Origin of the sequence: Dysosmobacter acutus, assembly GCF_018919205.1 — a bacterium.
Lineage (GTDB): Bacteria > Bacillota > Clostridia > Oscillospirales > Oscillospiraceae > Oscillibacter > Oscillibacter acutus.
This window is the reverse complement of the sequence record NZ_JAHLQN010000001.1, coordinates 338,563-364,495: the sequence shown is the minus strand read 5'-3', so window position 1 is coordinate 364,495 and position 25,933 is coordinate 338,563. Positions and strand designations below refer to the sequence as shown.

The following is a 25,933-nucleotide window of genomic DNA, read 5'->3' as shown; positions in this document are numbered from 1 at the left end:
GCTCCTTTGGGATTTGGTTGGGGTCAGGCAAACAGCTCCCGGATGGAGGCCTTGGCCTCCTCCGTCAGCGGCGCAAAGGGGCTGCGGCAGGCACCGCAGTCGATGCCGCGCACCGTCCAGCCGTATTTCACCGCACTGAAGATGCCGGCCTTCACCATGACCTCCACCCGGTGATTGATGAGGGCTTGCTCCGCAAAGGCCTCAGCCATGCGCCCGGCATTGTAGAGGTCCCGCAACTTTAAGAAGGTGGGAGCGAACAGATTCACCGTGGTGCCGATGGTGCAGCTGGCGCCCATGGAGAGCGCGCCCAAGAACATCTCGTCAAAGCCGTTGATAAGTACTTTGTCAGGATAGGCCGCTGCCATCCGCTCCAGGCTGTAGAGGTTCTGGGAGGTGTGTTTGATGCCGATGATCCGCGGGTCGCTGAGCAGCTCCGCGGCGTTGTCCTTGCTGAACTCCACGCCGGTGAACTGTGGGATATTGTAGAGAATGGCCTCCAGCCCCGGGACGGCATCCAGCACTGCCTTGTAATAGCCGGTGATCTCCGCCATGGAGAACTTATAGTAGTAGGGCGGGATCATGGACACCGCCGCGGCGCCGGCGCTTTTGGCGTGGCGGGCCAGGTCGATGACGTCGGCGGTGCGGATGGTGCCCACATGGGCCACCACCGGCACCCGGCCGGACACCTGGTGCAGCGTGCACTCAAGAATCTTTTTCCGCTCCTCCAGCGTCAGCAGCAGTCCCTCTCCGGAAGAGCCGCAGCAGTAAAAGCCTTCCACGCCGTCGGCGATCTGAGCTTCCACGATCTGGGCAAGGGCCTCATAGTTGACGCACTCGTCATCGTGCATGGGCACGGTGAGGGCGGAGAAAATCCTCTGCAGTTCGGGGTGGGCGGAATTTACCATGCTGTCCAGCCTCCATCGATGATCATATTGGAGCCGGTCATGAAGGAGGACGCCTTGGAGGCCAGGAAGATGATGGCGCCGTTGTACTCGTCCTCCCGGGACATGCGGCCCATGGGCATTCTGGCGCAGAAGTTGCCCTGGAAGGTGGCGTCCTGGGTGTCTCTCCACACGCCTGCGGGCGTCAGGGTGTTCACCCGGATGTCCTGCTTGCCCCAATAGGTGGCAAGATAGCGGGTCAGGTTGTAGATACCGGATTTGGCGGCGGAGTAGGCCACGGGCTTGATGAAGGGCACGCCGGTCTGCTCCTTTTTATAGGCATAGATGTCCTGAATGGGGGAAACCATGCCGTAGATGGAGCCGATGTTGATGATGGAGCCGCCCTTGTTGGCCTTCACCATCCGGGCGCCCACCGCCTGGCAGGCCAGGAAGGTGCCCACCAGGTTCACATCCACCACCTCGCGGAACACCTCCTCAGGAAAATTTTCAAAGGGGCCGGAGACCTCCGGAGGGGCGGAGGGCTGGGTGTCGATGCCGGCGTTGTTTACCAGCACGTCAGGGGCGTCGCCCCAGAAGCGCTCCATCTCGTCCAGGGCCTTATTGAGGCTCTCCTTGCTTGTGATGTCCACGGTAAAAAACTTCAGCCGGTCGGAGGTGGACTGCTCCTTGGTGTAGATCTTCTCAATCTTCTCCTGGGGGACGTGGCGGCCCCAGACGGCCACCCGCGCGCCCCGCTCCCACAGGGCTTTGCTGAACTGCGCTCCTAACTGGCCCATGCCGCCGGTGACGATGCAGATCTTATTTTCCACGCTGAACAGAGGATCGTTGCTTGTAATCATAGGAATGCTCCTTCCAATCAATGAATTCCAAATGGCGCCGCAAGGCACCCATGCCAAAAGGATCCGGTCCGCCCCGGGGCAATCCGAATCCAAACGACATCATACAAAAGACAATAATACATTTTATAAAAAAGTCAAGCTTTTCTTCGCGGTTGTTGAAAAAACGCGAAAAAAGAGGCGTAAAAATAGCAAAACTTTTTTCGCAAATATTTAACAAAAGATTAACTGGCTTTTTGGTCAAAACGGAGGAATTGCAAAAAGCCGGCAGTTTTCTGTCCAAAATAGATTGACATTGCGGATAAAGTCATCTAACATAAACTGCACGACATCGTACAATACGATGATTGCGAAACAGAAAATTGACAGAGCGGCTGGGGCCCTTGTTGTAAGAACCGACAGCCCTTGGTACAGCGGCCCTGCCGCTTCGCTCCGCGGATGGAGGAAACCCACATCTGGCGGCGGTTTTTGATCGGCATGCTCTTTTGAGCTGTTGATAAATACATTAAAAAATGGAGGATTTACCATGAAGAAATTTTTGTCTCTGGCCATGGCGCTTGTCCTGGCCCTCTCTCTGGTAGCCTGCGGCAGCAGCGGCGGAAGCGCTTCCGGCAGCGGCAGTGCGTCCGGCAGCGGAAGCGCGTCCGGCAGCGGCGAGGCCGGCGGCGTGACCTTTGATCACGACATCACCATGATCGTTCCCTGGTCTGCCGGCGGCGGCACCGACACCGTTGCCAGAAAGCTGGTTGAGAACGCCGAGAAGTATCTGGGCGTGAAGGTCAACGTGGAGAACGTCACCGGCGGCAGCGGCGCTGTGGGCTTGGCCCAGCTGCTCTCCGCTGAGCCCGACGGCTACACCCTGGCCCTTCTGCCTGTTGAGCTGTCATTCCTGAAGGAGCAGGGCGTTTACACCTTCGATTTCAGCGATTTCACTCAGATCTGCAACATCAACTCCGACCCCGCCGCCCTTGCTGTCTCCGCCAGCTCCGACTTCCAGTCCGTGGCTGATGTGGTGGAGTATGCCAAGGCCAACCCTGGCTCCCTGAAGATCGGTCATTCCGGCACCGGCTTCCTGTGGCATCTGGCTGGCGGCCTGTTTGCCGACGCTGCCGGCATCGAGGTCACCTATGTTCCCTATGACGGTTCTTCCACCGGCAACGCGGCTCTGATGGGCGGCGACATTGACGCCGTGACCTTCTCCGGCGCTGAGGAAACCGCTCTGGAGGCCTCCGGCGACATCCGTGTTCTGGCCACCTTTTCCGACGAGCCCATGACCATCTTCAGCACCGACGTCCCCACCATGAAGGACGAGGGCTATGACGTAGTGCTGTCCACCTTCCGCGGCATCGGCGGCCCCGCCGGCATGGATCCCGAAGTGGTTGCCGCTCTGGACGAGGCTTTCGGCAAGATGAGCGAGGAGCCCAGCTTCATCGAGGCCATGGACAACATGGGCCTGGGCATCAAGTACCTGCCCACCGAGGAATACAAGCAGCTGTGCGACGATACCGCCGCCAGCATGAAGTCCGTCTGCGAACTGCTGGGCCTGTCTCAGTAATCAAAGAGGATGGGATGAAAAGCTCCTGCTTTTTGCCGCCCCGGGTTGACCGGGGCGGCGGGAGCAGGAGCTCCTTCTGATTTTACAGCTGAAAGGAAAAAAGGCCATGGAATCAACAAAAAAGAGGAACTGGATCGATGTTGTCGTATCGCTGGCCGTCTATGCTGTGACCATTTTTGTGTTTGTCTACAGCGCCTCTTTCAAAGCAACCGCCGACAACTCTCTGAACCCGGACGTATGGCCCCGCATCATCTGTGTGCTGATGAGCGTAGCTGCTACCGTGCAGCTGGTCAACGCCCTGCGGGGCAAGCTTACCACCAGCGTGACGGTGGCCAACAAAAAGGAAGTGGTCATTGCCATCGCGCTGATCATTCTCTATGCCATTTTGCTCAAGCCGGTGGGATATATTTTGTGCTCCCTGGTCCTGATGGTCTGCCTGCTGAAGCTGTTCCGGGTGAAAAAAGTTTGGGTCTATTTCGTACTGCCCCTTGTGACGACCCTCGCCTCTTACTATCTCTTCCACACGCTGCTGCTGGTCCCCCTGCCCAAGGGACTGCTGACGTTCCTCGGTTAAAAGGAGGGTATCATGAGTTTATTGATTGACGGATTTGCGCGGATGATCGAAAACGGCGGCTGGCTCTACCTGATGATCGGTGTCATCGCCGGCGTGGTCATCGGCTCCCTGCCCGGCCTGACGGGCACCATGGGCATGACGCTTTTGCTGCCCTTCACCTACTCCCTGCCCTCCGACGTGGGCCTCTCCCTGCTGATCGGTATTTTTGCCGGCGCCATCTACGGCGGCTCCATCTCCGCCATTTTGCTGCGCACCCCCGGCACTCCCGCCGCCGGCGCCACACTGATCGACGGATACCCCATGGCGAAACGGGGTGAGGCTGGCAGGGCGCTGGCCACCTCCACCATCGCCTCGGCCATGGGCGGCCTGATCGGCGCCCTGGTGCTGACCTTCCTGGCCCCTACCATTGCAAAAATCGCGCTGAAGTTTGGCGCGCCTGAATACATTTGGCTGGCTGTGTACGGCCTGACGATGATCAGCTTTGTCTCCGGAAAGTCCCTGATCAAAGGCTATATCGCCGGACTGGTGGGCCTGCTGCTGGCCACCATCGGCATCGACCCCATCAGCGGCAGCATCCGCTTCACCTTCGGCTCCATGAACCTGCTCAGCGGCGTGTCGCTGCAGGCGGTGCTCATCGGCCTCTTTGCCATGGCCCAGGCGCTCAACAGCGTGGAGGAGTACGACCAGCCCCAGGCCAAGCAGCTGAAGATCGAGCACATCGGCATCTCGGCCAAGGACTTTATCCGGATTCTGCCCCACGTGGTCAAGTCCGCGTTCATCGGCACCTTTGTGGGCGCCGTGCCCGGTACGGGCACGGACATCGCCGCCTTTTTGTCCTACGGCGAGGCCAAGCGCTCCAGCAAGCATCCGGAGGAGTTTGGCAAGGGCGCCATCGAGGGCATTGCCGCTCCGGAAGCCGGCAACAACGCCTGCGTCAACGGCGCGCTGATCCCCATGTTCACTCTGGGTATCCCCGGCGAGGCCGGTACGGCGGTGCTGTTAGGCGGACTGATGGTGCTGGGCCTGACCCCGGGCCCGCTGCTGTTCCGGGACCACCCGGAGACCATATACTCTGTGTTTGCCGCAACCATTACCTCCAATCTGTTCATCGTGATTTTCGGCCTGCTGTGCGCCCGGCTCTTTGCGAAGGTGCTGTCCCTGCCGAAGAATATGATCACCGTGGTGATCTTTGTTTTGGCGCTGACCGGGTCCTTTGCCATGCGCAACAACGTGTTTGATGTCATCACCACCGTGGTGGCCGGCATTGCGGGCTACTTTATGACCAAGGCGGACTATCCGGTGGCCCCGGTGCTCCTGGGCATCATCTTGGGGCCCACTGTGGAACAGAACCTGTCCCGGGCGCTGCTGATCTCGGGTGGCAGCTATACCATCTTGTTTACCCGCCCCATCTCCATCCTCTTCATCGTCATCATCGCCGCTACGCTGTTCTCCAACCTGCGCAAGCAGAGCAAGAACAAAAAGAGCAAGAGCGATCTGGTGGCAGAAGAAGTGGCCGCGGAAGTGGCCAACATTGAGGCTGAGGAAAACCAAGAATAAAGTATCTTTAACGGCAAAAGGAGAGGTGCATATGCGCCTCTCCTTTTGCCGTTAAGCGCCTGTTAAAATTACAAAGACATAAAAAACAATCTTTACAAAAAATAAACAATGCTTTTGGTAAAAACATAAATCTTTATTTGGGAAAATATATTTTTCCCGGCAAAACGTTGACAAGCTGTATAAATTCAGCTACATTGACAATATGATTTCATGACATCGTACAATCAGATGCGGCCATCCCATCTTTGCCCTCAATCGAAGCTGTGACCGTGATCCGGCTTGGGCCGGCGGACAGCCTGGCGGTGCTCACCGTTGGGGTAGAAGATGGCGGAAGGCCTTGTCATCCTCAGGGAGATCGGCAAGCTCGACTGAGCTGTTGATAAATCGAGAACAGAGATCAAAATAGGAGGAAAACCATGAAAAAGTTTCTGTCTTTGGCATTGGCACTCGTAATGGTACTTTCCCTGGCGGCCTGCGGTAACAGCGGCTCCGGCAGCGCGTCCGGCAGCGGCAGTACATCCGGCAGCGCCCGGGCGTGGCGCTCGCTTAAGTTTGCCGAGCTGGTTTCCGAAAAGAGCAACGGCCGCATTGAGGTCCAGGTCTATCCCGCCGGCCAGATGGGCGAGATGGCCGATATCCTCAGTTCCGTGCAGATGGGCTCCATCGAGATGTGCCGCACCAACCCCTCCTGGCTGGCGGACGCCGGCGCCGAATCCATGAACCTGCTGTCCCTGCCCTTTGTGTTCAAGGATTTGGAGAGCGCCAACAAGGTGCTGGAGAGTGAAGTGGGCGACACCATGCTCCAGGAGATTGTGGACAAGGGCCTGGGCGTCCATGGCCTGGGCTATCTGGAGCCCTCCGGCAGATATTTCTTCTTCAAGAACAAGGAAGTCTCCAGCCTGGATGACATCAAGGGCCTGAAGATCCGCGTCCCGACCAACTCCCTGGCCACCTCCATGGTGGAGAGCCTGGGCGCTTCCGCCACCCCCATCGCCTACAATGAGCTCTACAGCTCCCTGCAGACCGGCATTGTGGACGGCGCCGACAACCCGCTGAAGGGTATTTTGAACATGAGCTTCTATGAGGTCAGCGCCTACGTCCTTGATATGGCGCACCAGTACGAGGCCAGCATCATGCTGGTGGGCGAATCCTTCTGGAACGGCTTAAGCGCTGAGGATCAGGCCATTTTGCAGGAGGCCATGGACGAGGGCGCCGCTTACTACAAGGAGATCGCCGAGGCTGAGTTGGACGGCTACCGCACCTCTTTGGAGGAGAAGGGCCTGACCTTTGTCACCCCCGACAATGCCCAGGAGTGGATGGACGCCGTGCAGCCCATGTACGCCCAGTTCTCTGCCGGCTATGAGGAGCTGCTGCAGCAGATTCAGGATATGCAGTAATCGATTCTGACGGATTGTGTGTGACGCGGGGCCGTCGGCAAAGCGAAGAGACCGGCGGCCCCGCTCTTCCAATTTAGGAGCGGTGGATAGCGTCCGCAGCGGGCGCGGTTCAGAGAGGAATCTGATATATGGAACATCAATTGGGAAAATCAAAGGTGGAGCGGGTCATTGACCTGCTGTACAGCCTGGTCCAGTGGATCTGTGTGATCTGCCTGGCCGGCCAGGTGGTGGTCATTACCTGGGCGGTCTTTGGCCGGTTCGTGCTCAACAGCACGCCGTCCTGGGCGGAGGAAGTCTCCAAAATTCTGATGGTGTGGATGTCGCTGATGGCGGCCGCTCTGGCGGTCAAGGATGACACCCACGTGCGTATGACCATTTTTGACAAGCTGTTCGGCCCTCTGGGGCTGAAAATCCGCAATACAATTTTTGCGCTTTTGAACATCTTTTTCTGCGGCGTGCTCTTCTGGAAGGGCCTGGACCTGATCGAGCAGACGTCCCGCACAAAGCTGCCCGGCAGCGGCCTGCCCTCCTCCGTGCTGTACGGCTCGGTCTGCATCGGCGGCCTTGCCATGACCATCATGCTTTTGTATCAATTGGGGAGGACGCTATGTCAACGGAAGTAATTGCTACGATTATTCTCCTGGGAAGCTTTTTTCTGCTGATCTTCCTGGGCAACCATATTTTGTTTTCCATCGGCGCATCCACGCTGCTGACGGTGCTGTACTTGGGACTCCCCCTGCAAACCGTGGCCCAGCAGACGGTGAAAGGGCTCAACTCCTTTTCCCTGATGGCGGTCCCCTTCTTTATTCTGGCCGGTGAGATCATGAGTTCCGGCGGCATCACCCGGCGGTTGGTGAAGTTAGCGGACGCCCTGGTGGGCTGGATGCGCTGCGGTCTGGGCATGGTCAACATTGTGGCCAGCACCTTCTTCGGCGGCATCTCCGGCTCCCCCACAGCGGACGTTTCCTCCATCGGCGCCATGCTGATTCCGGTGATGGAGGACAATGGATATGACACCGAGTTTTCCGCGGCCGTCACCATGGCCAGCTCCGTCCAGGGCCTGTTGATCCCGCCCAGCCACAACATGGTCATCTTTGCCATGGCGGCCGGCGGCGTCAGCGTGGGCCAGCTCTTTATGGGCGGACTGGTGCCGGGATTGTTCCTGGGCCTGGCGCTGATGATCTACTGCTACATTGTGGCCCGGAAAAAGAACTACCCTGTGGGCGACAAGTTTTCACTGAAGCGGACGCTGCGGGCCACCTGGGAGGGCATCTGGGGCCTTGGCACCGTGCTGATTGTGGTATTGGGCGTGGTCACCGGCGTGTTCACCGCCACCGAGTCCGCGGCCATCGCCTGCATCTATGCGCTGATCGTCACCTTTGCGGTGTACCGGGAGATTTCCCTGAAGGAGATTCTCAACATTATGCGCAACAGCCTGAAGACCCTGGCCATGGTCATGGCGCTGATCGGCGTATCCTCCGCCTTTGGCTGGGTGGTCTCCTATCTGCAGATTCCCTCCAAGCTGACCAATCTGCTGCTGGGTATTTCCTCCAATAAGATTGTCCTGCTGCTGTTGATCAACCTGATTTTGCTGCTGATGGGCACCATGATGGATATGATCTGCTCCATCCTGATCATTACCCCCATTATTCTGCCCGTGGTCACCGCCATCGGCATGAGCCCCATCCAGCTGGGCGTCATCATGATTTTGAACCTTGGCATCGGCCTGATCACGCCGCCGGTGGGCGTGCTGCTCTTTGTGTGCAGCGCCATCGCCAAACGGTCCATAGAACAGCTGACAAAGGCCATGCTGCCATTTTACGCCGTCATGGTCGCGGTGCTGCTGGCCATCACCTTTATCCCTCAGATTTCCACAGCGCTGCCCAACCTGATCTACGACCTGAGCTGAATTTGATCTGCAAAATCGCCCAAGTGCAGCACTTGGGCGATTTCCAATAGGAGGAATGCAAATGAATATCAATCGCACCACCAAGCCCTTAGACCGCACCATCCACTGCGGCGTGGCGGTGGTGGGCGGCGGCATCGCCGGTGTGATGGCGGCGGCCGCCGCCGCGAAAAGCGGCGCACGGACACTGATAGCGGAGTCCTCCACCTTTTTGGGCGGCGTGGTGACCATGGGGCCGCTGGAGGCGCTGATGACTCCGGAGGACTCAAAGGGCACGGTGATTGCCGGCATGGCCCGGGAGTTTTTGGACTTCCTCCGCACCTTGGACAGCGCTGCCAGGGCGGTGGAGGACACCACCGGCTACTGCGCCTCCATCGTGCCCTATGATGCGGAGACCATGAAGTTTGCCCTGCTGGAATTTCTGCACCGCTATGGCGTCACCGTGCTCACCGAGGCCACGCTGGAGGAGGTGGAGAAAGACGGCGCGTCCATTTCCGCGCTGTGCCTGCGGACCAAGACCGGCGCGGTCCGGGTGGAGTGCAGCGCCGTGGTGGACGCCACCGGCGGCGGCTACGCCTCCTATCTGGCGGGCAACGACGTGGAGGTGGGCGACGAATCCGGCCGCAGCCAGCCGGTGACGGTGCTCTGCCGCATCGGCGGCGTGGACATTGACCTGCTGAAGGAGTATGTGGCCGCCCACAGCGGGGAGTTCAAAACCTTTCAGAAAGAGCTGCACCTCCAGGCGGAGCGCCTCCACCTGTGGGGCTTTACGGGCGCGCTGAAGGCGGGCCATGATTCCGGCGCACTGAGGTTGCTGCGCAATGAGATTCACATGATGCAGACTACCCGCCCCGGGGAGGTCATTGCCAATTACTCCCGCATCAACGCGGACCCCCTGGACCCCCTTGCCCTCTCGGAGGCCCAGCGCCAGGGCATGGAGCAGGTGCGCCAGCTCCACAGCTGGTTCCGCCGCACCATCCCGGCCTTTGCAAACTCCTACATTGCCCAGACCGGCTATGTGGGCGTGCGGGAGAGCGGCCGGGCCGTGGGCAGGTACACCCTCACCCGGGACGATATCGTGGCCGCCCGCTGCGGCCCCACGGATGTGGCCATGGGGGCCTTCCCCATCGACATCCACCAGAGCGATGACGGCATGAAGTTTGAGCGCATCGTGTCCGGCTACCACATTCCCCAGGAGTGCCTGATGGCCCGGTCGGTGGAGAATCTGTTCTTAGCCGGCCGCTGCATCAGCGCCACCTTTGAGGCTAACGCCTCCTGCCGCATCTCCATGACGTGCATGTCCACGGGACACGCCGCCGGCGTGATGGCCGCCTCCTGCGCGGCCGGGACGTTTACCACTGAGGCCGTGCGTGGTATACTGAAGGAACAGGGAGCGATTTTATAACTCCTGTGGAAAGGAGAAATTTATGAAAGCAGCTGTTGTCACAAAAATCGGTGCGTTAGAGGTCCTTGATGTACCCATGCCGGAAATAGGCCCCTATGATGCGCTGTGCGCCCTTTGCTACGGCGCCACCTGCGCCGGGACGGATATCCATCTGATGGGCGGGAAACACCCCTTCCCCGTCTCCTTTCCCACTGTGTTAGGACATGAGAGCGTGGGCCGTGTGGTGGAGGTGGGAGACAGGGTGAAAAACCTCCATGTGGGCGATCTGGTGAGCCGCGTGGGATATCCCGGAGCGGCGGGCCTTGCCTCCAACTGGGGCGGGTTTGCCGAGTACGGCGTGGCCCGGGACCACTGGCAGATGAAAAAGGACGGCGTGGACCCGGCCCTCTGGAACCGCAGCCGGGTGAATCAGATCATCCACCCCTCCATTGACGAGAAGACCGCGCCCATGATCATCACCTGGCGTGAGACACTCTCCTACAGCAAACGGCTTGGCGTGGGCAGCGGCAAGAAGGTGCTGCTGATCGGCTCCGGCGGCAACGCGCTGTCCTTTGCCGCCCACGCGTGCAATCTGGGCGCGGAGGTCGTGGTGGTGGGGAGCCTCTCCAAGGAGGAAACCTTCCGTAAACTGCCGCTGTGCGGGTACTACAATTATAAGGACGAGTCCCTGCCGGAGGCGCTTCAGGCCGAATTCGGCAATGGCTTTGATGTGCTCATCGACGGCGTGGGCGGTGCCGATGTGGTGAACCGGGTGCTGGGCGTGCTGCGCCGGGACGCGGTTGTGGGCGTCTACGGGTGGAACAACCGGGCGGCTTACGGCCTCAATCCCTTCCAGGCGGCCCACAGCTTCCGGGTCTATACGGACGGCTACGATGAGGAGGAGGCCAACGCCGAGGTACAGGCCATGATCCTTCGTGGCCAGTTGGACGCGTCGCTCTGGTACGATATGGAGCGCCCGGTCCCTCTGGAGGAGTTGGGCCGGGCCTACGACAGCCTTCGCCGCCATGAGGCGTTTAAGTACCTGATCGCCCTGTAAACATCAAAAAGGAACGCCTCCCCATTGGGGAGGCGTTCCTTTTTTCAGCCATTCCAGAGGACGATGTGCCCTGCCCGGCGGCTTTGGTTCAAGTCGATGATCCGCTGGTTGGAACTGCCGCGAAACCGCAGGGAGATGTCGCGGAGCGCCGCCACATACCGTCCGTCCACCAGCACGTCCAAAAGGCCCAGCATTTCCTCCGTCACCTCGCAGTGGGGATAGGCATCCGGTGAGAGAAGCTCCTCATAGGTAAAACCGGAAAAGCTCCAGATGGTCTTGCGCCGCAGCGTCCCACGCACCCGGCGCAAAAACGGCACCAGAACCCGCTGGTTTTCCGGCTCAAACGGCTCTCCGCCCAAGAGCGTCAGTCCGCTGATGTAGTCCGGCGCCAGGAGGTCTATCAGCTCCTCCTCGGTCCGGGCGGTGAAGGGCCGGCCGTAGTCAAAGTCCCAGGTCTGGGGCTGGAAGCACTGCTCGCAGTGGTTGGTGCAGCCGGAGACGAACAGGCTCACCCGGACGCCCTCGCCGTTGGCAATGTCGCAGTTTTTGATCTCTCCGTAGTGCATAGTGACTCCTTCATGATTCGGTGTGGTTTGGAGCCATTGTACCATAGCGCGGGGGAAAAGAAAAGGCCCGGCCGGGAGTTCCGGCCGGGTCAAACATGCGCTTCAGATGGCCTCGCGGATGAGCCGGCCCATCTCCCGGCAGCCCACGGCGGTGCAGCCCTTGGTCATGATGTCGCCGCAGCGGTAGCCCGCGTCCAAAACGCGGCTCACCGCGTCCTCCACGGCCCTGGCCTCCTCCATCAGGTCAAAGGAGTCCCGCAGGAGCTCCGCCGCCGCCAGGATGGTGCCGATGGGATCGGCGGCATCGGTGCCGGCGATATCCGGCGCGGAGCCATGAATGGGCTCATAAAGACCCAGGGTGCCTCCCCCCAAGGAGGCGGAGGGGATCATGCCGATGGAGCCGGTGATGATGCTGGCCTCGTCGGAGAGGATGTCGCCGAAGAGGTTCTCCGTGACGATCACGTCGAACTGAGAGGGGTCCCGGACGATCTGCATGGCGCAGTTGTCCACATACATGTGGCTGAGCTCCACGTCCGGATAGCCCTGGGCCACCTGGGCGACCACACGGCGCCACAGCCGGGAGGTGGCCAGCACGTTGGCCTTGTCCACAGAGGTGACCTTTTTGCGCCGCTTCTCCGCCAGGCGGAAGGCCACGTGGGCAATGCGGCGGATCTCCTCCTCGCTGTAGGCCATGATGTCGGTGGCCTTTTCCTGGCCGTCCACCTGCTCGGAGCGGTGCTCGCCAAAGTAGACGCCGCCGATGAGCTCCCGGACCACCAGAAAGTCGATGCCCTTGTCCGCGATCTCCGGCCGCAGGGGGCAGGCGCGGCGAAGCTGGGGAAAGAGCCGGGCCGGGCGGATATTGGCATAGAGGCCCAATGCGCCCCGCAGGCCAAGAAGGCCCCGCTCCGGACGGAGCTCCTTGGGGACGGCATCCCACTTGGGACCGCCCACCGCGCCTAAGAGCACGGCGTCAGAGGCAAGGCAGGCGTCCACGGTGGCCTGGGGCAGGGGGACACCGCATTCGTCGATGGCGCACCCGCCCATGAGCACGTCGCTGTAGCGGAAGGTGTGGCCGAACCTGGTGGCCACGGCGTCCAGGACGGCAACCGCCTCGTTTACGATCTCCGGGCCGATGCCGTCGCCCCGGATGACAGCAATTTTCTTCTCCATGCCCTCACCTCTTGATGGAGGCCATCAGGCCGCCCTTGTCGATCATGTCCCGGATGAACGGCGGGAAAGGCTCAGCCTGATAGGTTTCGCCCCGGGTGAGGTTGGTGATGACACCCGAGTCAAAGTCCACGCTGACCTCGTCCCCGTCCCGGATGCCGTCGCTGGCGGCCTCACACTCAAGGATGGCAAGGCCGATGTTGATGGCGTTGCGGTAAAAGATGCGGGCAAAGGTCTTTGCGATGACGCAGCTGACGCCGGCGGCCCGGATGGCGATGGGCGCGTGTTCCCGGGAGGAGCCGCAGCCGAAGTTGAAGCCGCCCACCATGATGTCGCCGGACTGAACCCGCCCCACAAAGGAGGCGTCGATGTCCTCCATGCAGTGGGAGGCCAGTTCCCTGGGGTCCTGGGAGGCCAGGTACCGGGCGGGGATAATGACGTCGGTGTCTATGTTGTCGCCGTATTTGAATACTGTACCGTGTGCTTTCATGCGTCCATGACCTCCTTGGGATGGGTGATTGTTCCGGTGACGGCGGATGCCGCCGCCACGGCGGGAGAGGCCAGATAGACCTCGCTGTCTACGTGGCCCATGCGGCCCACGAAATTGCGGTTGGTGGTGGAGACGCAGCGCTCTCCGGCGGCGAGACAGCCCATGTGACCGCCCAGGCAGGGGCCGCAGGTGGGCGTGGAGACCGCGCAGCCCGCCTCAAGGAACGTGTCCATCCAGCCCTGGCGGATGCACTCCTGATAGACCCGCTGGGTGGCGGGGATGACGATGGCCCGGACGCCGTCGGCGATGTGCCGGCCCTTGAGCACCGCGGCGGCCGCCGCCATGTCGGCGATCTGGCCGTTGGTGCACGAGCCGATCACCACCTGGTCGATGGCGATGTGTCCGCTCTCAGCAGCGCTGTGGGCGTTTTCCGGCAGGTGGGGATAGGCCACGGTGCAGTCGATCTCACTGAGATTCAGCTCCACCGTGCGGACGTATTCGGCGTCCGCGTCGGCCTCAAAGGATTCCCACGGCCGGCTGACCCTGCCCTCCACATAGGCGCGGGTCACGTCGTCCACGGCAAAGATGCCGTTTTTGGCGCCCGCCTCGATGGCCATGTTGGCCATGGTCAGGCGGTCGTAGATGGTCAGGTTCTTCAACCCCGGTCCGGAGAACTCAAGGGACTGGTACAGCGCCCCGTCCACGCCGATCCGGCCGATGAGGTGCAGGATGGCGTCCTTGCCGGAGACATAGGGCCGGAAGGAGCCGGTGACGTGGACCCGAATGGCGGCGGGGACCTTGAACCAGGTCTGCCCCGTGGCCATGGCCGCGCCCATGTCGGTGGAGCCCACGCCGGTGGAGAAGGCGCCTAAGGCGCCGTAGGTGCAGGTGTGGGAGTCGGCGCCGATGACGGCCTCTCCGGGGGCCACCAGGCCCCTCTCCGGCAGCAGGGCGTGCTCCACGCCCATGGCGCCCACGTCGTAGTAGTTGTCCAGGTCAAAGCGCATGGCAAAGGCGCGGCACTGCTTGCACTGGGTGGCGGCCTTGATGTCTTTGTTGGGGGTAAAGTGATCCATGACCATGGCGATGCGGCTCTTGTCAAAGACCTGGTCGAACCCGGCGGCCTCAAATTCGTTGATGGCCACGGGCGAGGTGATGTCGTTGCCTAAGACCAGGTCTAACTTCGCCATGATGAGCTGGCCCGGGCGGACCTCGGGAAGACCGGCGTGCTTGGCCAGAATTTTCTGCGTCATTGTCATGCCCATGCTTACTGCACCCCCACAATTTTATTGATGCCGTTGATGTAGGCCCGGATGGAGGACTCAATGATGTCGGTGGAGAGGCCCCGGCCGGTGACGGTCTTGTCGCCGTAGGCAAGCTTCACCGTGGCCTCGCCAATGGCGTCCTCGCCGTCGGTGACGGCGTTGAGGCTGAAGCTGCTGAGGGTCACGTCCATGCCCACGATGTGGTTGATGGCTTTGAAGGAGGCGTCTAAGGGGCCGGTGCCCATGGCCACTTCCTCGATGGTCTCATCGTCCTTTTTCACCTTGATGCAGGCGGTGTTGGGCACGTCCAGGCCCGTATTGACCACGTGGCTGACAAAGTCGTAGGTCACGTTGTCCACCCGGCGCTGATTCAGGACCAGAGCCTCCAGATCGGAGCTGGTGATGGTTTTCTTTTTGTCCGCCAGGGTCTTGAAGCGGACAAAAATCTCGTCCAGCCGCTCGTCGCTGACCTCGTAGCCCATGGACTCCAGTTTCTCCCGCAGGGCGTGCTTGCCGGAGTGCTTGCCTAAGACCATGGTGTTCTGGGGGATGCCCACGTCGGTGGACTTCATGATCTCGTAGGTCTGGGCGTTGGCCAGCACGCCGTGCTGGTGGATGCCGGACTCGTGGGCAAAGGCGTTGGCGCCCACGATGGATTTGCTTGGGGCCACGCTGACGCCGGTGATGTTGCTCAGAAGCTTGCTGGAGCGGTAGATCTGCCTGGTGTTGACGCCGGTGTCGGCCTGGTAGAAATCCTGGCGGGTCTTCAGCGCCATGACCACCTCTTCCAGGCTGGCGTTGCCAGCCCGCTCGCCGATGCCGTTGACGGTGCATTCCACCTGGGTGGCGCCGGCCTGGACGCAGGCTAAGGTGTTGGCCACGGCCATTCCCAGGTCGTCGTGGCAGTGGACGGAGATGTCCACCTGGTCCACGCCCTCCACGTGCTTTTTCAGATACGAGATGAGCTCTCCCATCTCCTGGGGCGTGGAATAGCCCACGGTGTCGGGCACGTTGATGACCGTTGCCCCGGCGGCGATGGCCGTGGAGTAGGCCTTGGCCAAAAAGGCGGGGTCGGAGCGGGAGGCGTCCTCGGCGGAGAACTCGATGTCGCCGCAGAAGGACTTGGCGTAGGCCACGTTCTCGGCAATGCTCTCAAGCACCTGCTCACGGGTCATGCGCAGCTTGTATTCCATGTGGATGTCACTGGTGGCCAGGAACACGTGGATGCGCGGGTACTTCGCGCCCTTCACGGCTTCCCAGGCGGCGTCAATATCGCCCTTTGTGCAGCGGGCGAGACTGGCGACCTTACAGTTGGTGACGACTTCCGCAATGGTCTGTACGCTCTTGAAGTCCATGGGAGAGGCAATGGCAAAGCCGGCCTCGATGATGTCCACGCCCAACGCATCCAGCTGCCGGGCCATTTCGATCTTCTCCGACAGGTTCATGCTGCACCCGGGAGACTGCTCCCCATCCCGCAGCGTCGTGTCAAATACCTTGATTTTGTTCATGAGAACTGATCCTCCTTACATTTCCGCCAGTGGCTGAACTGAAAATCGTCAACGAACAACGAAACGACAAAATAAAAAAGGCCATCGTCTCTTCCTGAAAGAGACGAAAGCCTAAACACTTCCGCGGTACCACTCTTGTTGGTATATTGCTATACCCGCTTTCAGCATCAGTCCCATCGGGACGAATCCTGCCTCTTTGGTAACGGTGAGGAAACCCGTTCGCGCCTAAGCCCATAGACCTCAGCTTGAATACTCAAGGGCCAGTGACGTCTCCCAGCTCCGTACCGCCTCTCACCAACCGGCGGCTCTCTGAAACATCGCGGAGGGACTTTCTCCCTGTCATCGTATCTGTTCGTTGTGTTGTTGTTTGCAAGAATACAGGAAATTTTTCCGGTTGTCAAGAAAAATTTTCGGCGAAATTGGACTTGCATCGCCCGGATCATCCGTGTATACTGCAAGACGTACTGTAACCGTGAAATTTTAGAAAAAGTATGAAATTGATGCGGTTTCATAAGAAAAGCTGAGAATGTTGGCTGGGTTTGTCCCTGAATTTTTGTTTTAAAAAAGAGAGAGCGGCCCCGGACCTTCCCGGTCCTGTCTGCTGAGAGCGGGCCGGACTTGTGGCTTTTTGCAAAGCTTCCCCGGCCGGCGCGCATCAAATTTGTTCGGATTGACAAAGGAGAGATACCATGGATATGAGGCAGACGGCGCAGGCCCTGCGCCACCTTGTCATCTTTCGGAACCTGCGGGGAGAGCCGCTGATGGAGGCCCTGGCCGCGCTGCTGGAGGCGGACCGGGAAAGCGCGGCCGCAAGGATGTGCGACCTGGCGGCGGAGCTCTATCCCCGGGGCACGGATCTGCACCAGGCGGTGGAGACGCTGGTGCTGCGGGACGACAACTTCTATGTCCGCTCGGCGGCCTCCCAATGGACGGTGGGCTTTCAGGCCGAGCAGTGGCTGGAGCGGGAACTGGCGCTCCTGGAGGAGGCGGTCTTATCCAGCGAGGAGCTGTGCGATCGGTTTGGCCTGAAGGACCGGGTGGAGGAACTGCCCGCCTGGAGCGCTGAGGGAGAGCGGTTCACCCAGGTGTACCGACGGATGCTGAAGCGCTCGCCCCAGTCCGGATTTGGCATCTTTGCCCAATACCATGTGTTCTCCGTATCCCCCCAGGGCCGTCTGGTGGCGGTGGAGCACCCCGATCCCCAGCAGCTTTCAGAGCTCTATGGCTATGAGGCGGAGCGGGAGAAGCTCATCAGAAACACTCAGGCCCTGCTCCAGGGCCTGCCGGCCAACAACGTGCTGCTCTACGGCGACGCGGGTACCGGAAAGTCCAGCACGGTGAAGGCCCTGGCCAACGCTTATCAGGATCAGGGGCTGCGGCTGATCCAGGTGGAAAAGAGCCGCCTGCGCCACATCCCCGCCCTGCTGGACACCCTCAGCGGCCTTCCCCTGAAATTCATCCTGTTCATCGACGACCTGTCCTTTGCCTCCGACGACCGGGATTTTACGGCGCTGAAGACCGTGCTGGAGGGCAGCGTGGCCGCCCGCTCCGGAAACACGGTGGTCTACGCCACAAGCAACCGCCGCCATCTGGTCCAGGAGACCTTCCAGCAGCGCCAGGGCGACGAGATTCACCTCAGCGACACCCTTGAGGAGGTGGCCAGCCTCTCCGCCCGGTTCGGCATTGTCATCACCTTTGGAAAACCCAGCCGGGACCTCTATCTGAGCGTGGTGGCCCAGTTGGCGGAGCGGGAGGGGCTGGACGCGCCGGAGGAGCAGCTCTTCCAGGAGGCGGAGGCCTTTGCGCTTCGTTCCGGCGGACGCTCGCCCCGGGTGGCCCGACAATATGTTGAATATAAAATCGCCATGTCTGGGCCTGGTTCTTGTGCAAATTGACGATTGACGAACAAAAGGGTTTTAGCGTACAATGCAAGTAATTTCAAATGTAAAATGCGTTGAGGGGAACAAGTACCCTCCAGACCACATCAGAGAGTTGCCGGATGGTGCGAGGCAGTGGAGGTTTGGAGCGGGAAGATCATCCCTGAGCAGTTCGCCGAAGGACAGAGCACTCTGCCTGCGTAAGTGGAACCGGGAGCGCCCGTTAGAGCGCCGGACATTGATGGATGTCCATGAGGGGTTCGTCCTTTCGCAGTGCAGCGCGGAAGGCGGGCAATAAGAGTGGTACCGCAGAGACGTTTATGACGCCTTTGTCTCTTTTCTATGTAAAAGAGACAAAGGCGTCTTTTGCTTTTTATTGACAGAGAATTACAACATAGGGGGAGATTACATGGTATTGACAGGGGCAGAGATCATTGTGGAAGTGCTCATTGAGCAGGGTGTCACAAATCTCTTCGGATATCCCGGCGGCGCGGCGCTGAACATCTACGACGCGCTGTACCAGCGCCGGGACCGGATCACCCACTATCTCACCGCCCACGAGCAGGGCGCGTCCCACGCCGCGGACGGCTACGCCCGCGCCACCGGGAAGACCGGCGTGTGCCTGGCCACCAGCGGCCCCGGCGCCACCAACCTGGTCACCGGCATCGCCACCGCCTATCTGGACAGCATCCCCATGGTGGCCATCACCGCCAACGTGGGCACGGAGCTCATCGGCAAGGACAGCTTCCAGGAGGTATTCATCACCGGCATCACCACGCCCATCACCAAGCACAACTACGCCGTGCGGGACATCACCCGCCTGGCCCACACCCTGCGCACCGCCTTCCGCATCGCCTCCAGCGGCCGCAAGGGGCCCGTGCTGGTGGATATCCCCAAGGACATCACCGCCGCAACGTGCGAGTATACCCCGGAGCCGCCGGCAGCGCCGGAGGCCCCCATGCAGCCCGATATGCAGCAGCTGCGCCAGGCCGCGGCCCTGCTGGCCAGAAGCCACCGCCCAGTGCTGTGCTTTGGCGGCGGCGTCATCAGCGCCAACGCCTCCCGCGAGCTGGTGGAGTTTGTCCGCAAGGCCCATATTCCCGCCTGCCACACCATCATGGGCACCGGCGTCATCGGCTTTGGCGATGAGCTTGATTTGGGAATGATCGGCATGCACGGCAGCATGGTGGCCAACACGGCCATCGACCAGGCGGATTTGCTGCTGGCCGTGGGCACCCGCTTCAGCGACCGGGTGGCGCTGAAGACCGACGCCTTTGCGCCCAAGGCGCAGGTGGTCCACTTTGACATCGACCCAAGCGAGTTTGATAAAAACGTTCCCTCCTCCCTGGCGGTGGCCGGGGACCTGAAGGCGGCCCTGACCGCTCTTTTGCCCCTGGTGGAGCCCCGGGACCGCTCCGGCTGGCAGGAGAAGATCGAATTTTGGCGCCAGAAGGACTACTATCCCGCCTCCGAGCCCGGCGTCCTGCACCCCCACACCATCATGGAGATCATCGGCCAGGAGGCCGGCGAGGACGCGGTGGTGGTCACCGATGTGGGACAGCATCAAATCTGGGCGGCCCAGTACTGCAAGAAGACCAAGCCCCGGGGCTTCATCACCAGCGGGGGTCTTGGCACCATGGGCTTTGGCTACGGCGCGGCCATCGGCGCGAAGGTGGCGCTGGGCGGGAGTGCAAAGGTGATCCACGTCACCGGCGACGGGTCCTTCCACATGAACATGAACGAGGCCTGTACCGCCGTGTCCAACAACCTCCAGGTCATCACCGTTCTGATGGACAACAAGGTCTTGGGCATGGTCCGCCAGTGGCAGACCTCCTTTTACGACGGCCATTACATGTGCACGGAGCCGGAGCGTAAGTCCGACTATGTGAAGATAGCGGAGGGCTTTGGCGCCCGGGGCTTCCGGGCCGAGACGCCGGAGCAGTTCCGTGCGGTTTTGGATGAGGCGCTGCGCTTGGATGGCCCCAGCTGGATCGTCTGTCCAATCGACCGGGAGGAGCGGGTGCTGCCCATGATTCCCTCCGGCATGACGGTTCAGGACATCATCTTGGAGTAAGGAGGAGAGAAGATGACACAGGAAAAAGTGGCCCTGGCGCTGTTGGTGGAGAACAACACCGGCGTGCTGGCCCGGGTGGCCATGATGTTCGGCCGCCGCGGCTACAACATTGACTCTCTGACCGTTTCGGAGACCAATGACCCGGGCATCTCCCGCATCACCATCGCCACCCATGGCGAGGAGAAAATCATCGACCAGATCGTCCTTCAGACCAAAAAGCTCATTGAGGTCCGCTCCATCCGGGTGGAGGATACCTCCGCCGCCATTCAGCGGGAGCTGCTGCTGGCAAAGCTGCGCACCACGGAGAACCAGCGCAGCCACATCAAGGAGATCTGCGAAATCTACGAGGCGAAAATTGTGGATTTGACCCGGGACAGCCTGATTGTGGAGCTGACGGGCAAGCCGGGCAAGATCGACGCGTTTTTGGATGTGCTCTCGCCCTACGACATCATCGAGCAGTGCCGTACCGGCATGACCACCATTGGCCGCGGCTCCGCCGTGATGCCCTACGACCATACGGAAAACCACCGGGCATAAGCCTCGTACTGTCAAAAATCCATCCCTCTTTCCTGAAGAGGGGAAATTGTAAAGGAGAAGAATTATGATCAACAAGTACTATGACAAGGACTGCAACTTAGGTGTGCTGGACGGCAAGACCGTGGCCGTCATCGGCTTTGGCTCCCAGGGCCATGCCCATTCAGAAAACCTGGCCGAGAGCGGCGTGAACGTGGTGGTGGGCCTGCGCAAGGGTTCCGCCCACTGGGAAAAGGCCGCCGCCTTCGCCGCCAAGTGCCCCAATTTCAAGGTGATGGAAGTGGAAGAGGCGGCCAAGGCCGGCGATGTGGTGATGATGCTGGTGCCCGATGAGCTGTGTGCCGACATCTACAACAAGCAGGTGGCCCCCTACATGACCGAGGGCAAGACCCTGGCCTTTGCCCATGGCTTCAACATCCACTTCAAGACCGTGGTGCCCCCCGCCAATGTGGACGTCATCATGGTCGCCCCCAAGGGCCCGGGCCACACCGTCCGCAGCCAGTATGTGGAGGGCAAGGGCGTGCCCAGCCTGATCTGCGTGGAGCAGGACTACACCGGCAAGGCCAAGGACACTGCCCTGGCCTACGCCTCCGGCATCGGCGCCGGCCGCGCCGGCATCCTTGAGACCACCTTCAAGGAGGAGACCGAGACCGACCTCTTCGGCGAGCAGGCCGTGCTCTGCGGCGGCGTCTGCGAGCTGATCCATGCGGCCTTCGACACGCTGGTGGAAGCCGGCTATGAGCCTGAAATGGCTTATTTTGAGACCTGCCACGAGATGAAGCTGATCATCGACCTCATCAACGAGGGCGGCTTCTCCAAGATGCGCTACTCCATCTCCAACACCGCTGAGTACGGCGACTACCGCACCGGCAAGCGGCTGATCACCGAAGAAACCCGCAAGGAGATGAAAAATGTCCTGCGGGAGATTCAGGACGGCACCTTCGCCTCTGAGTTCCTCACCGAGATGAGCCCCAACGGCGGCCGCAGAACTCACTTCCTGGCCCAGCGCCGCATGGCCGCCGACCATCCCATCGAGAAGGTGGGCGCCGAGCTGCGCAAGATGATGAGCTGGCTGAAGAAGTAATCTATGAGAAGCGATAATGTGACAAGGGGCGTGGAGAGGTCCCCCAACCGGTCCCTCTTTTACGCCCTGGGCTATACGAAGGAGGAGCTGGAGCGCCCCCTGGTGGGCGTGGTCAGTTCCTACAATGAGATCGTCCCCGGCCACATGCACCTTGATAAGATCACCGAGGCGGTGAAGGCCGGCGTGCGCATGGCCGGAGGAACTCCGGTGGTGTTCCCCGCCATCGCCGTGTGCGACGGCATCGCCATGGGCCATGTGGGCATGAAGTACTCCCTGGTGACCCGGGACCTGATCGCCGACTCCACTGAGGCCATGGCCCTGGCCCATCAGTTCGACGCACTGGTGATGGTGCCCAACTGCGATAAGAACGTGCCCGGCCTCCTTATGGCCGCGGCCCGGCTGAACGTGCCCACCATCTTCTGCTCCGGCGGGCCCATGCTTGCCGGCCGGCTGCGGGATGGGCGGCGCACCTGCCTGAGCCATATGTTCGAGGCGGTGGGCGCCTACAAGGCCGGAAAGATCGACGAGTCCGGCGTGGAGGACTATGAGCTCAACGCCTGCCCCTCCTGCGGTTCCTGCTCCGGCATGTACACCGCCAACTCCATGAACTGCCTGACGGAGGGCCTGGGCCTTGCCCTGCGGGGCAACGGCACCATTCCGGCCACGTACTCCGCCCGGCTGCGGCTGGCAAAGCACGCGGGCATGCAGGTGATGGAGCTGCTGCGCCAAAATCTCCGCCCCCGGGACATCATGACCGAGGCGGCCTTCCACAACGCGGAGACGCTGGATATGGCCCTGGGCTGCTCCACCAACTCCATGCTGCACCTGCCGGCCATTGCCCACGAGTGCGGCATTGAGCTGGACCTGGAGTACGCCAACGAAATCTCCCGCCGCACTCCCAACCTCTGCCACCTGGCTCCTGCCGGCGATACCTTTATGGAGGATCTGGACCGGGCCGGCGGCGTGTGGGCCGTTATGGCGGAGCTTGACAAAAAAGGCCTTCTGGACACCTCCGTGATGACCGTCACCGGAAAGACCCTGGCGGAGAATCTGAGGGGCGTGGAAAACTTAGACCCGGAACTGATCCGGCCCATCGACAACCCCTACTCCTCCTATGGCGGCATCGCCGTGCTCAAGGGCTCCCTGGCCCCGGAGGGCTGCGTGGTCAAGCAGTCCGCCGTGGCGGAGGAGATGATGACCCACCAGGGGCCCGCCCGGGTATTCGACTCGGAGGAAGAGGCCATTGAGGCCATCTACCAGGGCAGAATCGTCTCCGGCGACGTGGTGGTCATCCGCTACGAGGGCCCCAAGGGCGGCCCCGGCATGCGGGAGATGCTCAACCCCACCTCCGCCATCGCGGGCATGGGCCTTGACAAGGAAGTGGCTCTCATCACCGACGGCCGGTTCTCCGGCGCCACCCGCGGCGCCTCCATCGGCCACGTGTGCCCCGAGGCGGCCCAGGGCGGCCCCATCGCTCTTGTGGAAGAGGGAGACCTGATCCGCATCGACATTCCCAACTGCAAGATCGAGCTGATGGTGGATGAGGAGACCCTGGCCCGCCGCAGGGCCGACTGGGTCTGTCCGGAGCCCAAGATCAAGACCGGGTATCTTGCCCGTTATGCCAAACTTGTGACCTCGGCGGCCCGGGGCGCGGTGCTGGAATAAGTCTGCTCCCCGCCGTGCGCTCCGGGGCGGCCCGCTGCCGCCGGATTGGCAGACGCTGCGGGGCGGCCCCGGCACAAGGATATCAATTTGGTACCATTCTTCTCCTCATTTGGGAGCCGGAGGCGCTTTGTGTTTCCGGCTCCCGCCCATATATGGACAGCAAAAAACGCGCCGCACAAGATTGTGCGGCGCGTTTTTTCAAATATTCGCTTACAGGTGGAGCACCCGGTCGCGGATTTCCTGGGTGCGGCCCTGGTTCCAGAACTGGGTGCCGATATAGCCGCAGGTGCGCCGGGCCACATTCATCTTGGCCTGGTCCGTGTTGCCGCACTTGGGGCACTTCCACAGCAGCTTCCCGTCCTCCTCCACGATCCGGATTTCCCCGTCCCAGCCGCAGACCTGGCAGTAGTCGCTTTTGGTGTTCAGTTCGGCGTACATGATGTGCTCGTAGATGAACTTCATCACCTGGAGAACCGCCTCCAGGTTCTGCTGCATGTCCGGCACCTCCACATAGCTGATGGCGCCGCCGGTGGACAGGTGCTGGAACTGGGCCTCAAAGGAGAGCTTATCAAAGGCGTTGATCTCCTCGGAAACGTGGACGTGATAGCTGTTGGTGATATAGCCCTTGTCGGTGATGCCGGGAATGACGCCGAAGCGGCGCTGGAGGCACTTGGCAAACTTGTAGGTGGTGGATTCCAGAGGCGTTCCGTAGATGCCGAAGCCGATGGTGGTCTCCTCCTTCCACCTGGCGCAGGCTTCGTTCATGTGCTCCATCACCCGCAGGGCAAAGGGCGTGGCGGTGGGGTCGGTGGGGCTTTTGCCGGTCATGTACTTCACGCACTCATAGAGCCCGGCATATCCAAGGGAGATGGTGGAGTAGCCGCCCACCAGGAGCTTGTCGATGGTCTCGCCCTTTTTCAGCCGGGCGCAGGCGCCGTACTGCCACAGGATGGGCGCCACGTCGGAGAGGGTGCCCTTGAGCCGGTTGTGGCGGCACATCAGCGCCCGGTAGCAGAGCTCCAGCCGCTCGTCAAAGATCTGCCAGAACTTCTCCTGGTTCCCGCCGGAGGAGAGGGCCACATCCACCAGGTTCAGCGTCACCACGCCCTGGTTGAACCGCCCGTAGAACTGGTACTCGCCCTTGTCGTTTTTCCAGGGGGACAGGTTGGACCGGCAGCCCATGACCGGGAAGCAGTTGCCCTCCTTGAACTCTTTCATCTTCTTCTCGGAGATGTAGTCGGGCACCATGCGCTTGGCGGTGCACTTGGCCGCCAAGCGGGTCAGATAGTAATAGGGGGAGTCGTCGTGGACATTGTCCTCCTCCAGAACATAGATCAGCTTGGGGAAGGCCGGCGTGACCCAGACGCCGTCTTCATTTTTCACGCCCTGATAGCGCTGCTCCAGAGTCTCCTCAATGATCATGGCCAGGTCTTTTTTCTCCTGGTCGCTTTTGGCCTCGCCCAGATACATGAACACGGTGACAAAAGGCGCCTGGCCGTTGGTGGTGAGCAGCGTCAGCACCTGGTACTGGATGGTCTGCACGCCCCGGCGCACCTCGTCCCGCAGCCGGACCTCCACCAGCTTGGAAAGGGTCTCCTCCGAAGGAGCCGCGCCGATGACCTCCATCTCCTGCTCCACAATTTTGCGGATTTTTTCCCGGCTGACCTGGACAAAGGGCGCCAGATGGGCCAGGGAGATGGACTGTCCGCCGTACTGGTTGGAGGCCACCTGGGCGATGATCTGGGTGGCGATGTTGCAGGCGGTGGAGAAGCTGTGGGGCCGCTCGATCATGGTTCCGGTGATGACGGTGCCGTTTTGCAGCATGTCCTCCAGGTTCACCAGGTCGCAGTTGTGCATGTGCTGGGCATAGTAGTCCGTGTCGTGAAAGTGGATGACGCCCTCCCGGTGAGCCTCCACGATGTCGCCGGGCAGCAGGATGCGCTCAGAGATGTCCCGGGAGACCTCGCCAGCCATATAGTCCCGCTGGGTGGAGTTGACCACCGGGTTCTTGTTGGAATTCTCCTGCTTGGCCTCCTCATTGCAGCATTCGATGAGGCTGAGGATCTTGTCGTCGGTGGTGTTGCTGCGGCGGACCAGGGAGCGGGTGTACCGGTAGGTGATGTAGCGCTTGGCCACCTCAAAGGCGCCGTGGGCCATAATCTGATGCTCCACCAGATCCTGAATCTCCTCCACCGACGGCGAGCGGTTCATCTTCTGGCAGTTGAGCTCCACGGACTCGGCGATGCGCCGGATCTGCACCGGCGTCATCCGGGCCTCTTCCTCCACCACGGCGTTGGCCTTGGTGATGGCGGCGATGATTTTGTCAATGTCAAAGGCGACCTCCGCGCCATTTCTCTTCAGTACTTTCATAAGCAAATTCTCCCCCTGATTCCGGTTCTCACTGTCACAACATGTAGTATAATCTTACGGTGCTTTCCCAGTATATACCGCAAGATGCAGTATGGCAAGTGCCAATTGCAACAGGGCTCCGCAAGATTGTTGTCCGCTGCCGCCAAAGGGAGTGAAAAAGTG

The 25,933-nt window shown here is 60.9% G+C and carries 23 protein-coding genes and 2 other annotated features; of the genes, 13 read left to right on the top strand and 10 right to left on the bottom strand.

Translation table 11 applies throughout. The features are described from left to right. Nucleotides 1-23: 23 nt before the first annotated feature. The 4 genes from KQI82_RS01670 to KQI82_RS01655 are packed head-to-tail and all read right to left on the bottom strand — an operon-like array spanning nt 24 to nt 2,290. Complete coding sequence (locus KQI82_RS01670) at nt 24-905, bottom strand: dihydrodipicolinate synthase family protein (RefSeq protein WP_216557812.1); 882 nt, start codon at nt 903-905, stop codon at nt 24-26. Next, nucleotides 899-1,741 carry an SDR family oxidoreductase gene (locus tag KQI82_RS01665; protein ID WP_216557809.1) on the bottom strand — a complete coding sequence of 281 codons (843 nt, stop codon included), beginning with the start codon at nt 1,739-1,741 and terminating at the stop codon, nt 899-901. The genes KQI82_RS01670 and KQI82_RS01665 overlap by 7 nt, the downstream gene beginning before the upstream one ends. Continuing rightward, a complete protein-coding gene (locus tag KQI82_RS01660) occupies nt 1,701-1,982 on the bottom strand; it encodes a hypothetical protein (protein ID WP_216557806.1) in 282 nt (93 codons plus the stop codon). The genes KQI82_RS01665 and KQI82_RS01660 overlap by 41 nt, the downstream gene beginning before the upstream one ends. Next, on the bottom strand, nt 1,979-2,290 hold the full coding sequence (locus KQI82_RS01655; RefSeq protein ID WP_216557803.1) for a hypothetical protein: 312 nt from the start codon (nt 2,288-2,290) through the stop codon (nt 1,979-1,981). Before KQI82_RS01655 ends, KQI82_RS01660 begins: the two co-directional genes overlap by 4 nt. On the opposite strand from KQI82_RS01655, the gene KQI82_RS01650 reads away from it, so the two are divergent. The 8 genes from KQI82_RS01650 to KQI82_RS01615 all read left to right on the top strand — a co-directional run bounded on the left by KQI82_RS01650 (nt 2,265) and on the right by KQI82_RS01615 (nt 11,168). After that, the gene (locus KQI82_RS01650; RefSeq protein ID WP_216557800.1) at nt 2,265-3,293 is read left to right on the top strand and encodes a tripartite tricarboxylate transporter substrate binding protein; all 1,029 of its coding nucleotides are present in this window, start codon (nt 2,265-2,267) and stop codon (nt 3,291-3,293) included. The two genes, KQI82_RS01655 and KQI82_RS01650, sit on opposite strands and share 26 nt — an antisense overlap. A 106-nt stretch (nt 3,294-3,399) precedes the next feature. Beyond that, the gene (locus KQI82_RS01645; protein WP_216557797.1) at nt 3,400-3,867 is read left to right on the top strand and encodes a tripartite tricarboxylate transporter TctB family protein; all 468 of its coding nucleotides are present in this window, start codon (nt 3,400-3,402) and stop codon (nt 3,865-3,867) included. A 12-nt stretch (nt 3,868-3,879) separates the two neighbouring features. Further along, nucleotides 3,880-5,424, top strand: a complete 1,545-nt coding sequence (locus KQI82_RS01640; RefSeq protein WP_216557794.1) for a tripartite tricarboxylate transporter permease — start codon at nt 3,880-3,882, stop codon at nt 5,422-5,424. Between the two features lie 416 nt (nt 5,425-5,840). Next, nucleotides 5,841-6,821, top strand: a complete 981-nt coding sequence (locus KQI82_RS01635) for a TRAP transporter substrate-binding protein (RefSeq protein WP_216557792.1) — start codon at nt 5,841-5,843, stop codon at nt 6,819-6,821. Nucleotides 6,822-6,949: 128 nt separating this feature from the next. After that, nucleotides 6,950-7,444, top strand: a complete 495-nt coding sequence (locus KQI82_RS01630) for a TRAP transporter small permease (protein ID WP_216557789.1) — start codon at nt 6,950-6,952, stop codon at nt 7,442-7,444. Continuing rightward, the gene (locus tag KQI82_RS01625) at nt 7,429-8,730 is read left to right on the top strand and encodes a TRAP transporter large permease (protein ID WP_216557785.1); all 1,302 of its coding nucleotides are present in this window, start codon (nt 7,429-7,431) and stop codon (nt 8,728-8,730) included. The genes KQI82_RS01630 and KQI82_RS01625 overlap by 16 nt, the downstream gene beginning before the upstream one ends. 61 nt (nt 8,731-8,791) lie before the next feature. Further along, nucleotides 8,792-10,132 (top strand): FAD-dependent oxidoreductase, encoded by a 1,341-nt coding sequence (locus tag KQI82_RS01620; protein ID WP_216557782.1) that lies wholly within the window; start codon nt 8,792-8,794, stop codon nt 10,130-10,132. A 22-nt stretch (nt 10,133-10,154) separates the two neighbouring features. Beyond that, nucleotides 10,155-11,168, top strand: coding sequence for an alcohol dehydrogenase catalytic domain-containing protein (locus KQI82_RS01615; RefSeq protein ID WP_216557779.1), 1,014 nt, complete (start codon nt 10,155-10,157; stop codon nt 11,166-11,168). Nucleotides 11,169-11,212: 44 nt separating this feature from the next. Here KQI82_RS01615 and nrdG read toward each other — a convergent pair whose 3' ends face one another. From nrdG to KQI82_RS01590, 5 genes are all read right to left on the bottom strand, one after another. Continuing rightward, nucleotides 11,213-11,734: an anaerobic ribonucleoside-triphosphate reductase activating protein gene (nrdG, locus tag KQI82_RS01610; protein WP_216557776.1), complete on the bottom strand. Its 522-nt coding sequence runs from the start codon at nt 11,732-11,734 to the stop codon at nt 11,213-11,215. A gap of 102 nt (nt 11,735-11,836) precedes the next feature. After that, entirely contained in the window at nt 11,837-12,907 is a 1,071-nt protein-coding gene (gene leuB / locus KQI82_RS01605; RefSeq protein ID WP_216557773.1) for a 3-isopropylmalate dehydrogenase, read from the bottom strand. 4 nt (nt 12,908-12,911) lie between these two features. Next, nucleotides 12,912-13,394: a 3-isopropylmalate dehydratase small subunit gene (gene leuD / locus KQI82_RS01600; protein WP_216557771.1), complete on the bottom strand. Its 483-nt coding sequence runs from the start codon at nt 13,392-13,394 to the stop codon at nt 12,912-12,914. Further along, on the bottom strand, nt 13,391-14,659 hold the full coding sequence (gene leuC, locus KQI82_RS01595; protein WP_216557770.1) for a 3-isopropylmalate dehydratase large subunit: 1,269 nt from the start codon (nt 14,657-14,659) through the stop codon (nt 13,391-13,393). The genes leuD and leuC overlap by 4 nt, the downstream gene beginning before the upstream one ends. A 2-nt stretch (nt 14,660-14,661) precedes the next feature. After that, complete coding sequence (locus KQI82_RS01590; RefSeq protein ID WP_216557767.1) at nt 14,662-16,167, bottom strand: 2-isopropylmalate synthase; 1,506 nt, start codon at nt 16,165-16,167, stop codon at nt 14,662-14,664. Between the two features lie 96 nt (nt 16,168-16,263). Beyond that, nucleotides 16,264-16,519: a binding site (T-box leader), on the bottom strand. Between the two features lie 337 nt (nt 16,520-16,856). Here KQI82_RS01590 and KQI82_RS01585 point away from each other — a divergent pair. The 5 genes from KQI82_RS01585 to ilvD all read left to right on the top strand — a co-directional run bounded on the left by KQI82_RS01585 (nt 16,857) and on the right by ilvD (nt 23,401). After that, nucleotides 16,857-18,062: an ATP-binding protein gene (locus KQI82_RS01585; protein ID WP_241426585.1), complete on the top strand. Its 1,206-nt coding sequence runs from the start codon at nt 16,857-16,859 to the stop codon at nt 18,060-18,062. 50 nt (nt 18,063-18,112) lie between these two features. After that, nucleotides 18,113-18,384, top strand: a binding site (T-box leader). Nucleotides 18,385-18,453: 69 nt separating this feature from the next. Next, nucleotides 18,454-20,118 carry a biosynthetic-type acetolactate synthase large subunit gene (gene ilvB / locus KQI82_RS01580; RefSeq protein WP_216557764.1) on the top strand — a complete coding sequence of 555 codons (1,665 nt, stop codon included), beginning with the start codon at nt 18,454-18,456 and terminating at the stop codon, nt 20,116-20,118. 12 nt (nt 20,119-20,130) lie between these two features. After that, entirely contained in the window at nt 20,131-20,655 is a 525-nt protein-coding gene (ilvN, locus tag KQI82_RS01575; RefSeq protein WP_216557762.1) for an acetolactate synthase small subunit, read from the top strand. 64 nt (nt 20,656-20,719) lie between these two features. Then, nucleotides 20,720-21,736, top strand: coding sequence for a ketol-acid reductoisomerase (gene ilvC / locus KQI82_RS01570; protein ID WP_216557760.1), 1,017 nt, complete (start codon nt 20,720-20,722; stop codon nt 21,734-21,736). 3 nt (nt 21,737-21,739) lie between these two features. Next, nucleotides 21,740-23,401, top strand: coding sequence for a dihydroxy-acid dehydratase (gene ilvD, locus KQI82_RS01565; RefSeq protein WP_216557757.1), 1,662 nt, complete (start codon nt 21,740-21,742; stop codon nt 23,399-23,401). Nucleotides 23,402-23,611: 210 nt separating this feature from the next. Here ilvD and nrdD read toward each other — a convergent pair whose 3' ends face one another. Next, a complete protein-coding gene (gene nrdD / locus KQI82_RS01560; RefSeq protein ID WP_216557754.1) occupies nt 23,612-25,771 on the bottom strand; it encodes an anaerobic ribonucleoside-triphosphate reductase in 2,160 nt (719 codons plus the stop codon). Nucleotides 25,772-25,933: the final 162 nt, after the last annotated feature.